This window comes from Pseudomonas sp. YQ_5, from assembly GCF_043103305.1.
GTDB classification, from domain to species: Bacteria; Pseudomonadota; Gammaproteobacteria; order Pseudomonadales; family Pseudomonadaceae; genus Aquipseudomonas; species Aquipseudomonas putida_Y.
This window is the reverse complement of record NZ_JBICJS010000055.1, coordinates 1-12,982: the sequence shown is the minus strand read 5'-3', so window position 1 is coordinate 12,982 and position 12,982 is coordinate 1. Positions and strand designations below refer to the sequence as shown.

Genomic DNA, 12,982 nt, shown 5'->3' with positions numbered 1-12,982 from the left:
CGCACTGGCCATTTTGCCAGGCTGCGGCAAAAAGCCGTGATAAATCACATCAGTTTGTCCGGGCGCGGCTGTCAGCAGCTTGACTGCTTCGGCTATGATAGGCCCTTTGATTCAATCGGCCTACCCAGGCTGGACACACGCATTCAAGGATCCTATGAGCAAGCCCACTGCCGACAACGCGCCCAACGCCGCTGCCAAAGGCGCCCCCGCTGTCCCTGCGAACTTCCTGCGGCCGATCATCCAGGCCGACCTGGACTCGGGCAAGCACAGCAGCATCGTCACCCGTTTCCCGCCGGAGCCCAATGGTTACCTGCACATCGGCCACGCCAAGTCGATCTGCGTCAACTTCGGCCTGGCCAAGGAGTTCGGCGGCGTCTGCCACCTGCGTTTCGACGATACCAACCCGGCCAAGGAAGACCAGGAGTACATCGACGCCATCCAGAGCGATGTCAAATGGCTGGGCTTCGAGTGGGGCGGCGACGTGCGCTATGCCTCCGACTACTTCGACCAGTTGCACGACTGGGCGGTCGAGTTGATCAAGCGTGGCAAGGCCTATGTCTGCGACCTCACCCCTGAGCAAGCCAAGGAATACCGCGGCAACCTCAAGGAGCCGGGCAAGAACAGCCCGTTCCGCGAGCGCAGCGTGGAAGAAAACCTCGACCTGTTCGCCCGCATGAAGGCCGGCGAGTTCAAGGACGGCGAGCGCGTGCTGCGGGCCAAGATCGACATGGCCTCGCCAAACATGAACCTGCGCGACCCTATCCTGTACCGCATTCGCCATGCCCACCACCACCAGACTGGCGACAAGTGGTGCATCTACCCCAACTACGACTTCACCCACGGCCAGTCGGACGCCATCGAAGGCATTACCCACTCGATCTGCACCCTGGAGTTCGAAGGGCATCGTCCGCTGTACGACTGGTTCCTCGACAACCTGCCGGTGCCGGCACACCCGCGCCAGTACGAGTTCAGCCGCCTGAACCTGAACTACACCATCACCTCCAAGCGCAAACTCAAGCAGCTTGTGGACGAGAAGCACGTCGACGCCTGGGACGACCCACGCATGTCGACCTTGTCCGGCTTCCGTCGCCGTGGCTACACGCCGGCTTCGATCCGCAACTTCTGCGAAATGATCGGTACCAACCGTTCCGACGGTGTGGTCGACATGTCGATGCTCGAGTTCAGCATCCGTGACGATCTGGACCGCACCGCGCCACGCGCCATGTGCGTGCTGCGCCCGCTGAAAGTGGTCATTACCAACTACCCGGAAGGCCAGGTCGAGCAGCTTGAGCTGCCACGTCACCCGAAGGAAGACATGGGCGTGCGTGTACTGCCATTCTCCCGCGAGCTGTACATCGACCGCGACGACTTCATGGAAGAACCGCCGAAGGGCTACAAGCGTCTGGAACCGGCCGGTGAAGTGCGCCTGCGGGGCAGCTACGTGATTCGTGCCGACGAAGCGATCAAGGACGCCGATGGCAATATCGTCGAACTGCGTTGCTCGTACGACCCGGACACCCTGGGCAAGAACCCTGAAGGCCGCAAGGTCAAGGGCGTGATCCACTGGGTGCCGGCCGAGGGCAGCGTCGAGTGCGAAGTGCGCCTGTACGACCGCCTGTTCCGCTCGCCGAACCCGGAAAAGACCGAGGAGGGCGGCAGCTTCCTGGACAACATCAACCCTGCTTCGCTGCAAGTGCTCAGCGGTTGCCGTGCCGAGCCGTCGCTGGCCCAGGCGCAGCCCGAGGACCGCTTCCAGTTCGAGCGCGAAGGCTACTTCTGCGCCGACCTGAAAGACAGCCAGCCGGGTCGCCCGGTGTTCAACCGCACTGTCACCCTGCGTGACTCCTGGGGCAGCTGAGGAACCGCCGTGCTTACCATCTACAACACCCTGAGCAAAACCAAGGAAGTCTTCAAGCCGCTGGATGGCAACAAGGTGCGCATGTACGTGTGCGGCATGACCGTGTACGACTACTGCCACCTGGGCCATGGCCGCAGCATGGTGGCCTTCGACCTGGTCACCCGCTGGCTGCGCAAGAGTGGCTATGAGCTCACCTACGTGCGCAACATCACCGACATCGATGACAAGATCATCAACCGGGCCAACGAGAACGGCGAAAGTTTCGACGCCCTGACTGCTCGCATGATCGACGCGATGCACGAAGACGAACGCCGCCTGAACATCCTGCCGCCAGACCAGGAACCGCGTGCCACCGACCATATCGCCGGCATGCACGCGATGATCCAGACCCTGATCGACAAGGGGTACGCCTACGCGCCAGGCAATGGCGACGTGTACTACCGCGTCGGCAAGTTCGTCGGTTACGGCAAGCTGTCGCGCAAGAAGATCGAAGACCTGCGTATCGGTGCACGCATCGAGGTCGACGAAGCCAAGCAGGACCCGCTCGACTTCGTACTGTGGAAGGGCGTCAAGCCGGGCGAGCCGAGCTGGGAATCGCCATGGGGCCCGGGTCGCCCGGGCTGGCACATCGAGTGCTCGGTGATGTCCACCTGCTGCCTGGGCGAGAGTTTCGACATTCACGGTGGCGGCAGCGACCTGGAGTTCCCGCACCACGAAAACGAGATTGCCCAGAGCGAGGCGGCCACTGGCAAGCAGTACGCCAACGCCTGGATGCATTGCGGCATGATCCGTATCAACGGCGAGAAGATGTCCAAGTCGTTGAACAACTTCTTCACCATCCGCGACGTGCTCGAGAAGTACCACCCGGAGGTGGTGCGCTACCTGCTGGTGGCCAGCCACTACCGCAGCGCGATCAACTACTCGGAAGACAGCCTGCGTGACGCCAAGGGCGCACTGGAGCGCTTCTACCACGCCCTGCGCGGCCTGCCACGGGTGGCGGCCAAGGGTGGCGAAGCCTTTGTCGAGCGCTTCAGCGTGGCGATGAACGACGACTTCGGCACCCCCGAAGCCTGTGCCGTTCTGTTCGACCTGGTGCGCGAGATCAACCGCCTGCGTGACAGCGACCCGGAAGCGGCTGCCGGTCTGGCCGGTCGACTGCGTGAACTGGGGGATGTGCTGGGTGTGCTGCAGCTGGAGGCCGATGACTTCCTGCGTGCCGGTGCCGAAGGCAAGGTCGATGCGGCTGAAGTCGAGGGCTTGATCCAGGCGCGCCTGCAGGCACGTGCGGACAAGAACTGGGCTGAGTCCGACCGCATTCGCGACCAGCTGACCGCCATGGGTGTAGTGCTGGAAGACAGCAAGGGCACGACTACCTGGCGTCTGGCTGACTGAAGTAACTGGGGCTGCGTTGCAGCCCTTCGCGGGCACGCCCGCTCCCACAGGTTGGCGCGACATTTCAAGTGTGCGCTATCCCTGTGGGAGCGGGCGTGTCCGCGAAGGGCCGCAAAGCGGCCCCTGCTTTTACTTCGCTAGACCCGCAAGCGGGCAGTGCAGTACCAGCCTGGCCCCACCCAATTCGCTCTCGCCAATCTCCAGCCCGAACCCATGCAGGTCGACGATCGCCGCCACGATCGACAGCCCCAGCCCGAAGCCGGCATGGCGGTGGCCTTCATCGCTGCGATAGAACCGTTTCAGTACAGCCGTTCGCTCTGCTTCGGGAATTCCAGGCCCGCTATCCTCGATCGCCATGTGCACGCCGTTGTCATCCAGCGTAGCGCTTATGCGCACACGACCCCCCTCGGGTGTGAACTTGATCGCGTTGCCCACCAGATTCGCCAAGGCCTCGAACAGCAGTTCGCGGTCGCCGTGCAGTGCCGGTAGCTGCGCAGGTTGGTGCAATTGCAGGTGAATGCCGCCATCCTCGGCCAACGGCAGGTAAAAATCGTGCAGTTCTACCAGCAGTTCATGCGGGTCAAGCTGGACGAAGCCGGCGCGGCGCTGGCGGTCTTCCAGCTCGCTGATGCGCAACAACCCGCGAAAACGCGCCATCAAGGTGTCGGTTTCGCCGATGGCCTGGTCCAGTGCTTCGGCTTGCGCAGAATCCACGGCGCTTTGCTGGCGAATACGGTACAGCTGGGCGCGCAGGCGGGTCAGCGGTGTGCGCAGGTCATGGGCAATGTTGTCGCACACACCCTTGACCTCGTGCATCAGTCGTTCGATACGGTCGAGCATGGCATTGACGATCGCCGCAAGCATGTCCAGCTCGTCGCGGCGGGCCGACAGAGGCAGGCGGTGGGTCAGGTCGCCGGCGACGATCAGTTCGGCCTGGGCCTGGATCGCACGTATACGTTTGAGCGGCCTGCGCCTTAGCAGGTACCAACCGGCAAAACCCGGTATCAGAGTCAGCGAGATGCCCCACAGCAGGGCGTGCAGGATGATTCGGGTAACCACGAACAGCGAGCCGTTGTCACGCACCAGCACCAGCCACCGGCCATCCTGTACCTTGATTGCCACTGCGTCGCAGCTGTCGCGAGGCATGCGAGGATCGTCGGCATCCAGGCAGCGTTTCAACTCATGGATCTTGCCGTCCAGCCTGAGCTCTGGGGGCAAGGCCCGCACGCTGCCGCCAATCGGGTTGAGCTGGGGGTCGAACAGGCCGTAGGCGTCAAAGCTGCGCTCCTCGAAGGCCTGGCTGGCAATCAGGGCATCGTCCAGCTGCTTGCCGCTCATGTGTGCGAACAGGTGCTGGCGCTGCAGCATGGAGTGACGGGTGAGTTTGCTCAGGTAGCTGGACACTTCGAAATACAGCACCCCCATGAGGATGCTGCTCCAGGCCACGAACAGAAAGCTGTAGAGTGCCAGCAGGCGGCTGGTAGAGGAGCTCCAGCCCTTAGACGGGTTCAGCAATGGCATAGCCGGAGCCCCGTACCGTACGGATCAGCGGCGACTGGCCGGGGGAGTCGATCTTCTTGCGCAGGCGGCCGATGTGCACGTCGATCAGGTTGGTGCCCGGGTCGAAGTGATAGCCCCAGACTTCCTCGAAAATCATCATCCGTGTGATCACCTGGCCACTGTGGCGCATCAGGTACTCCAGCAGCTTGTACTCGGTGGGCAGCAGGTTGAGGGTATTGTCACCGCGGCGCGCCTCGTGGCTGATCAGGTCCAGCTGCAGGTCGGCAACCTGCAAGCGGGTCTGGGTCATGGGCACGCTGTTGCGGCGCAGCAATACCTCGACTCGCGCGGCCATTTCGTCGGAGGCAAACGGCTTGGTCAGGTAGTCGTCTCCGCCGGCACGCAGGCCGCGCACCCGCTCATCGACGTCGGAGAGGGCGCTGATCATCAGGATCGGCGTAGCGATCTTGAGGTTGCGCAGGGTGGTGACGATGGTCAGGCCGTCGACCTCGGGCAGCATACGGTCCAGGGTGATCAGGTCGTAGCCGCCGGCAATGGCCTTGGCCAGGCCTTCACGGCCATTGTCGGCCCAATCCACCTCCAGGCCGTGGCTGGTAAGTTCGGCGACGATTTCCTGGCCGGTGACGGCGTCGTCTTCGATGGTCAGTACGCGAGGCATGCTGGTTCCCGGGCATCTAATGGAGATTTGATTGTGCCAAAGAATAGACAACCGGCGATTTAAGAAAAATTCATCTAGCGTGCGCCAATGCCTTCGGCATGCATGATCTGCGCGATGATTGGCACCGGTGTCATCAGGTGTGAACGCATCATGGCACTGGCGCGTTTGGCATCACGGGCGAGGATCACCTCGACCAGTGCCGCATGCTCCTGGCGCTTTAGTGCCAGCGCCTGTTCGGAAAACACCGTCTGCGTCAGCCACAGGTGGCGATAGCGCTCGGCCTGGTCGAACAGGTAGGTGCGTGCCTGCAGCAGGTGCTTGGAGCCGCAGCCCGAGGCAATGGCAGTGTGGAACGCCTTGTGCCGCTCGTCCCATACATCCAGCCGCTGCTCGCGGGTTTTCACTTCCACCACCTTGGCCAAGGTATGCGAGTGGGCCAGCACAGACGCCTCCCAGGCGTCGTCGCCGCGCTCGATGGCCAGGGCGATGATCATCGCTTCCAGGTTGGCGCGGGCGTCGTAGATGTCGTTCATCTCATCCAGCGACATGGGCGCTACCCGGTAGCCTTTCTGGCTGATCGCGTTGACCAGGTGCTCGGCCACCAGTTGCGACAGCGCTTCGCGCAGCGGGCCCACACCCAGGTCGTAGCGTTCCTTGAGGGCGCTCATCAGCAGTTTTTCACCGGGCTTGAACACCCCGCGGATGATGTCCTGCTTGAGCCTCTCATACCCGCTGAATGCTGAGTTTTGTCGGGGGGCGAGCGCTTCCAAGATCCTGTTCCTCAAAACGTTTTGCCGATCATACCGAAACCCTCTGCCCACGAAAAACAATGGACAAACTCAAGAAGTATCTCCGAAACATAAAAATGTAGACATTTTGGACTGGTGGCGATATTTTTACCTCGCCCGCACTGATCCAGGTCATGACCGGACGGCGCCACGTACTTTTTTAGCCAGGACATTGCCATGAACGCCTTTACCCAGATCGACGAACTTGTCATGCCGCTGCCACTCGAACCGCAGGGCTATACCATCGCCCCCTCGAAACAGTCGCCGCGCCTGCTGGAACTGACCTTTGCCCGGGAAACCGTCGAAGCGTTCGTGCAGGCCGTTGCCCAATGGCCGGTGCAGGCATTGGAGTACAAGTCGTTCCTGCGTTTTCGCGTAGGCGAGATCCTTGACGAGCTGTGCCAGGGCACGCTGCGCCCGGTGCTGCTCAACACCATCCTCGACCGCGCCACAGGCGGCATGCTGATTACCCCGATCGGCCTGGATGACGTGAGCCAGGCCGAAGACATGGTCAAGTTCACCACCGCCTGCGCCCACCTGATCGGCCGTTCCAACTATGACGCCATGAGTGGCCAGTTCTATGCGCGCTTCGTGGTGGTCAACAGCGACAACTCCGACAGCTACCTGCGCCAGCCGCACCGGGTCATGGAGCTGCACAACGACGGCACGTTCGTGAACCAGATCACCGACTACGTGCTGATGCTGAAGATCGACGAAAAGAACATGGAAGGGGGCAACTCGCTGCTGCTGCACCTGGACGACTGGGAGGAGTGCGAGGCGTTCTTCCGTCACCCGATGGCCCGCCGCGAAATGCGCTGGACCGCACCGCCGAGCAAAAAGGTTGCCGAAGATGTGTTCCATTCGGTATTCGACACCGATGCCGAAGGCCGGCCGACCATGCGCTACATTGACCAGTTCGTGCAGCCGGAAAACTACGAGGAAGGTATCTGGCTGAATGCCTTGTCCGAGTCGCTGGAAGGCAGCGGCAAGAAAGTCTCGGTGCCGGTTGGCGTAGGCAGTTTCCTGCTGATCAACAACCTGTTCTGGCTGCATGGCCGCGATCGCTTCACCCCGCACGAGGGCCTGCGCCGCGAACTGATGCGCCAGCGTGGTTACGTCGCCTTCCCCAAGCCGCTGTACCAGCGCGGGCAATAATGACAGGGCGCGGGGCGGGCGCCCGCCCATGCGTTTTTGCACATAACAATGCCACCAGGCCCCGTGCGGGCCTTGGTGAGCCTGCCAGGCAATGCCTGCGTGTGAGGTAAGGCTGTGTACGATTTCATCATTATTGGCGGCGGGATTGTGGGCATGTCCACGGCCATGCACCTGATCAAGGTCTACCCGGATGCGAAGATGCTCCTGCTGGAGAAAGAGTCTGGCCCGGCCCGCCATCAGACCGGCCATAACAGCGGCGTGATCCACGCCGGCGTGTATTACACCCCCGGCAGCCTCAAGGCGCGCTTCTGCCTTGAAGGCAACAAGGCGACCAAAGCCTTCTGCACCCAACATGGCATCCGCTTCGATGAGTGCGGCAAGCTGCTGGTCGCCACCAACGATCTGGAAATGCAGCGCATGAAGGCGCTGTGGGAGCGCACGGCGGCCAATGGCCTGGAGCGCTACTGGCTGTCGGCTGAGGAGTTGCGCGAGCGTGAGCCCAACATCGTTGGTATGGGGGGCATCTTCGTACCGTCCAGCGGCATCGTCAATTACGCCCAGGTAACCGCTGCGATGGCCGCAGAGTTCCAGCGTGCCGGTGGCGAAATCCGCTATGGCGCAGAAGTGGTCGGCCTGCAGGAACAGGCAAATGAAGTGATCGTGCGCACTCAGCGTGATGAACTGCGCAGCCGTTTCCTGGTGACCTGCTCGGGGCTGATGGCCGACCGCGTGGTGGGCATGCTCGGGCTGCGTACCGAGTTCGTGATCTGCCCGTTCCGTGGCGAATACTACCTGTTGCCCAAGCAGCACAATCAGATCGTCAACCACCTGATCTACCCGATTCCCGACCCGGCGATGCCCTTCCTTGGGGTGCACCTTACCCGCATGATCGACGGTACCGTCACCGTAGGCCCCAACGCCGTCCTGGCGATGAAGCGCGAGGGCTACCGCAAGACCGATGTCAGCCCCAGCGACCTGTTCCAGACCCTGACCACGCCCGGCATCCTCAAGGTGCTGGCGAAGAACTTCCGCCCGGGCCTGATCGAGATGAAGAACTCGCTGTTCAAGGGCGGGTACCTCAAGCAGGTGCAGAAGTACTGCCCGAGCATTACCAAAGCCGACCTCACGCCTTACCCGGCCGGCGTGCGTGCCCAGGCGGTGTCGCGCGACGGCAAGCTGATCGACGATTTCCTGTTCGTCAACACCGCACGCAGTGTCAACGTGTGCAACGCACCGTCGCCAGCCGCTACGTCGGCCATACCGATCGGCGCCTACATCGTCGAGAAAGTGTGCGAGCAGGTCGGCCTGCAGGGCGGCAACTTCCCCAAGGCCGACCTGTCGGCCAGCCAGAGGGCTGCCAGCTGACAGCCCGGTAACACCTTCTGCGGTTTCGTTTTACTCAACCCGTACTGCCCTGCTCACCATTCAGGGCAGGGCGGGCTTTTTCGCGCCTGCGTCGGTGACGTGCAGCCGGCGGCCCCTGCGTGGGCATGACAAAAACAACAAGGTAGCGCCATGCAAACCCACAAGAACAATTTGAGTCATGGATTGAAATCACGGCATGTCACCATGCTGTCCATTGCCGGCGTGATCGGCGCCGGGCTGTTTGTCGGCTCTGGCCGCGCCATCGCCGAAGCGGGGCCGGCCACCATCCTGGCCTATATCCTGGCGGGCGGCCTGGTGGTGCTGGTGATGCGCATGCTGGCCGAAATGGCCGTTGCCTCTCCGGACACCGGCTCGTTCTCAACCTATGCCGACCTCGCCATCGGCAAATGGGCCGGATACACCATCGGTTGGCTGTACTGGTGGTTCTGGGTACTGATCATCCCGATCGAGGCCAATATCGCCGCTACCATCATCAACTCCTGGGTCCCGCAGCTGGAGATCTGGGTGCTGTCGTTGGTGATCACGTTGCTGCTAACGGCCACCAACCTGTTCAGCGTGAAGAACTACGGTGAGTTCGAGTTCTGGTTGGCACTGGTCAAGGTGGTGGCCATCGTCTGCTTCATCGCCCTGGGTGTTTGCGCCATTTTCGGCCTGTTGCCGGGGTCCGGCGTCAGCGGCGTCTCGCGCCTGTGGGATACCGGTGGCTTCATGCCCAACGGCTTTGGTGCGGTGCTGAGCGCCATGCTGATCACCATGTTCTCGTTCCTCGGGGCCGAGGTGGTGACCATTGCTGCGGCTGAATCCGACGAGGCGGGCAAGCATATTTCCAAAGCCACCAATTCGGTGATCTGGCGGATAACGCTGTTCTACATCCTGTCGATCTTCATCGTCATCGCACTGGTACCGTGGACCGACCCACGCCTGGCTACCGAAGGCTCTTATGTCACGGTGCTGGACACCTTGGGCGTGCCAAATGCCAAGGCCATCATCGACTTCGTGGTGCTGACCTCGGTGACCAGTTGCCTCAACTCGTCGCTGTACACCGCCTCGCGCATGGTCTATTCGCTTAGCCGTCGTGGTGATGCCCCGGCCTGTGCCCAGATAACCAGCCGCAGTGGTACACCCGTGGTGGCCGTGCTGTTGTCGACGGGGGCTGCATTCCTGGCGGTGATCGCCAACTACCTGGTGCCGGCCAAGGTGTTTGGCTTCCTCATGGCAAGCTCCGGCGCCATTGCCCTGCTGGTGTATCTGGTCATCGCCATTTCCCAGCTGCGCTTGCGCCAGCGCCTGACGGCACAGGGCAAGACACTTGGTTACCGCATGTGGCTGTTCCCGTGGCTGACCTGGGGTGTGATCCTGTTCATCAGCGGCGTACTGGTATTGATGCTGTTCCGCCCGGATCATCGCCTGGAAGTGGTCTCGACGATGGTGCTGGCGGTGTTGGTGGTGTGCTCGGGGGTGCTGGTCACCCGACGCCGGGCGCGCGGGGCGGCGGTTGCTGGCGTAGGGCAGCGCGCCTGATTCGTCTGGCCTGAAGACAGACGAGCAAGTCGCATCAGGCTGTGAGAGGATGTCCGCCAACAAAGCCAGGACCCTGAACGCAGCCTGATGAAGACACCTAAAAGAATCGAACCGTTGATCGAAGACGGCCTTGTCGACGAAGTACTACGGCCGTTGATGAGTGGCAAGGAAGCCGCTGTGTACGTGGTGCGCTGTGGCAGCGAGGTACGCTGCGCCAAGGTCTACAAAGAAGCCAACAAGCGCAGTTTCCGCCAGGCCGCCGAATACCAGGAAGGCCGCAAGGTGCGCAACAGCCGTCAGGCCCGGGCCATGGCCAAGGGCAGCAAGTACGGCCGCAAAGAAGCCGAGGATGCCTGGCAGAACGCCGAAGTGGCTGCGCTGTTCCGTTTGGCCGGTGCGGGTGTACGGGTGCCCAAGCCTTACGACTTCCAGGACGGCGTGCTACTGATGGAGCTGGTGACCGATGCCGATGGCGATGCGGCCCCGCGCCTGAACGACGTACACCTGGAAGTTGAAGATGCCCGCGCGTTCCATGCCTTCGTCATTCGCCAGATCGTGTTGATGCTGTGCGCCGGAATGGTGCATGGCGATTTGTCCGAGTTCAACGTGCTGCTCGGCCCGGACGGGCCGGTGATCATCGACCTGCCGCAGGCAGTGGATGCCGCCGCCAACAACCACGCCTTCAGCATGCTGCAGCGCGATGTGGACAACATGGCCCATTATTTCGGGCGCTTTGCCCCGGAGCTGAAAAGCACCCGCTATGCGCAGGAGATGTGGGCGTTGTACGAGGCCGGCGCGTTGCTGCCCGACAGCCCGTTGACCGGGGTGTTCGAGGATGACGAACATGAAGCTGATGTAACCGGGGTGATGCGTGAGATCGACGCCGCCCGGATGGACGACGCTCGCCGCCGTGCAGCACGCGCCGAGGCCGAGCATGGGCCGGCCAAGGCAGAGGAGGTAACGCCGCCCTGGCTGCAGTAGTTTATTCCTGTACCGCCTCTTCGCGGGTTTGCCCGCGAAGAGGCCAACACAGGCAAACCCGGGCGTTGCCATTGACGCAAGACACAATCTCGTCATTTAGCCTTTTCACTGGCGCGCGACAGGCATAAGGTATACGCCGTTCAAATTCCCTGGAGCTGTCATGTCCAACCAATTCCCGTCCGTTCGTCCCCGCCGCCTGCGCCAGAACGAGTCCCTGCGCACGATCTTCCAGGAAACCGAGTTCCGCCTTGAAGACCTGATCCTGCCGATCTTCGTCGAAGAGGGCATCGATGATTTCGTGCCGATCACCAGCATGCCCGGTGTCAACCGTATCCCCGAGAAGCTGTTGGCCCAGGAAATCGAGCGCTATGCCCGCGCCGGTATCAAGTCGGTGATGACCTTTGGCGTATCGCACCACCTGGATGCTGATGGTAGCGACACCTGGAACGAAAACGGCCTGGTTGCGCGCATGTCGCGTATCTGCAAGGACACCGTGCCGGAAATGGTGGTGATGTCCGACACCTGCTTCTGCGAATACACCAGCCACGGCCACTGCGGCGTGCTGCATGACCATGGTGTGGACAACGACGCCACCCTGGCCAACCTGGGCAGGCAGGCAGTCATCGCCGCTGCTGCCGGTGCCGACTTCATTGCCCCCTCGGCGGCGATGGACGGCCAGGTGCAGGCTATCCGCAGTGCCTTGGACGGTGCCGGTTTCCACGACACCGCGATCATGGCCTACTCCACCAAGTTCGCCTCGTCGTTGTATGGCCCGTTCCGTGAGGCCGGTGGCACCGCCCTGAAGGGCGACCGCAAAAGCTACCAGATGAACCCGATGAACCGCCGCGAAGCGGTGCGCGAGTCGCTGCTCGACGAGCAGGAAGGGGCGGACGTGCTGATGGTCAAGCCGGCCGGTGCCTACCTTGATGTGATCGCCGACATCCGCGCCGCTTCGCGCCTGCCACTGGCGGCGTACCAGGTGAGTGGCGAGTATGCGATGATCAAGTTCGGCGGCCTGGCCGGTGCCATCGACGAAGGCAGGGTGGTGCGCGAAAGCATTGGCGCAATCAAGCGTGCCGGTGCCGACCTGATCCTGACCTACTTCGCCATGGACCTGGCGCGCGAAGGTATCTGAAGCCAGCCTCCGGCATGAAAGCCGCTGCCATTGCAGCGGCTTTTCTTTGGGTGCGCCAGGCATGGCGCGTTGCGCGTAGCGCAACCCGCTTGGTTGTGGTGGCCAAAGTGGGTGACTTGGAGGTGAAAGTCCTCTACACACCCGGCAAGGGGAAGTGTTAGCCGGAGGCAAGGGTGTCGTGGGTGACCGCGAATCTGAAGGAAGCCCGAGGCAAACTGCTGGCCTGACGAACAGGAAGCGGATAGAGGCGGCACAGCGGGGTGAGGCGGCCTAAATCGTCAAAGCCCAATACTTGCACGGGGCGATGTGACGTAAATCCGACAGGCATAAGCAGGAAGGTCGCGCGAATTACCCTGGGAGATCTGCACGTTTGCCGATGTGCTACCGAGCGTCGAGAGGCGACGGGATGAACGTGCAGAAGTCAGCCGAAGCCGTAGTAAGTGGCGGATAACCGCGCCACCAAGGGCCGAACAGGTTATGCCGCTAGTAGGCGTCACTGTCTCGTTGGTAGCCGTAATGCAGAAATTTCCTACAACGGAATCTGTCACTCCGAATCCCGGCCAGAAGCCGAGGGTGATGCCTGACAG

General features: G+C 62.1%; 10 protein-coding genes. 7 read left to right on the top strand and 3 right to left on the bottom strand.

Annotation, left to right across the window (positions count from 1 at the left end):
- Nucleotides 1-154: 154 nt before the first annotated feature.
- On the top strand, nt 155-1,858 hold the full coding sequence (locus ACF8EA_RS12525; RefSeq protein WP_010953806.1) for a glutamine--tRNA ligase/YqeY domain fusion protein: 1,704 nt from the start codon (nt 155-157) through the stop codon (nt 1,856-1,858).
- Between the two features lie 9 nt (nt 1,859-1,867).
- Nucleotides 1,868-3,250 (top strand): cysteine--tRNA ligase, encoded by a 1,383-nt coding sequence (gene cysS / locus ACF8EA_RS12520; RefSeq protein ID WP_021782392.1) that lies wholly within the window; start codon nt 1,868-1,870, stop codon nt 3,248-3,250.
- A gap of 129 nt (nt 3,251-3,379) precedes the next feature.
- On the opposite strand, the gene ACF8EA_RS12515 is transcribed toward cysS, so the two are convergent.
- The 3 genes from ACF8EA_RS12515 to csiR all read right to left on the bottom strand — a co-directional run bounded on the left by ACF8EA_RS12515 (nt 3,380) and on the right by csiR (nt 6,199).
- Complete coding sequence (locus ACF8EA_RS12515) at nt 3,380-4,771, bottom strand: sensor histidine kinase (protein WP_392522158.1); 1,392 nt, start codon at nt 4,769-4,771, stop codon at nt 3,380-3,382.
- The gene (locus tag ACF8EA_RS12510; RefSeq protein WP_003248078.1) at nt 4,749-5,429 is read right to left on the bottom strand and encodes a response regulator transcription factor; all 681 of its coding nucleotides are present in this window, start codon (nt 5,427-5,429) and stop codon (nt 4,749-4,751) included. The genes ACF8EA_RS12515 and ACF8EA_RS12510 overlap by 23 nt, the downstream gene beginning before the upstream one ends.
- A 74-nt stretch (nt 5,430-5,503) precedes the next feature.
- Nucleotides 5,504-6,199 (bottom strand): DNA-binding transcriptional regulator CsiR, encoded by a 696-nt coding sequence (csiR, locus tag ACF8EA_RS12505; RefSeq protein WP_021782394.1) that lies wholly within the window; start codon nt 6,197-6,199, stop codon nt 5,504-5,506.
- Between the two features lie 195 nt (nt 6,200-6,394).
- On the opposite strand from csiR, the gene glaH reads away from it, so the two are divergent.
- The 5 genes from glaH to hemB all read left to right on the top strand — a co-directional run bounded on the left by glaH (nt 6,395) and on the right by hemB (nt 12,395).
- Complete coding sequence (gene glaH, locus ACF8EA_RS12500) at nt 6,395-7,372, top strand: glutarate dioxygenase GlaH (RefSeq protein ID WP_392522157.1); 978 nt, start codon at nt 6,395-6,397, stop codon at nt 7,370-7,372.
- Between the two features lie 114 nt (nt 7,373-7,486).
- A complete protein-coding gene (gene lhgO / locus ACF8EA_RS12495; protein WP_392522155.1) occupies nt 7,487-8,737 on the top strand; it encodes an L-2-hydroxyglutarate oxidase in 1,251 nt (416 codons plus the stop codon).
- Between the two features lie 150 nt (nt 8,738-8,887).
- Nucleotides 8,888-10,279: a GABA permease gene (gene gabP / locus ACF8EA_RS12490; RefSeq protein ID WP_103444505.1), complete on the top strand. Its 1,392-nt coding sequence runs from the start codon at nt 8,888-8,890 to the stop codon at nt 10,277-10,279.
- Nucleotides 10,280-10,366: 87 nt separating this feature from the next.
- Nucleotides 10,367-11,260 (top strand): PA4780 family RIO1-like protein kinase, encoded by an 894-nt coding sequence (locus tag ACF8EA_RS12485; RefSeq protein WP_274147591.1) that lies wholly within the window; start codon nt 10,367-10,369, stop codon nt 11,258-11,260.
- A 160-nt stretch (nt 11,261-11,420) separates the two neighbouring features.
- On the top strand, nt 11,421-12,395 hold the full coding sequence (gene hemB / locus ACF8EA_RS12480) for a porphobilinogen synthase (RefSeq protein WP_020192985.1): 975 nt from the start codon (nt 11,421-11,423) through the stop codon (nt 12,393-12,395).
- The last annotated feature ends 587 nt before the right edge of the window (nt 12,396-12,982 follow it).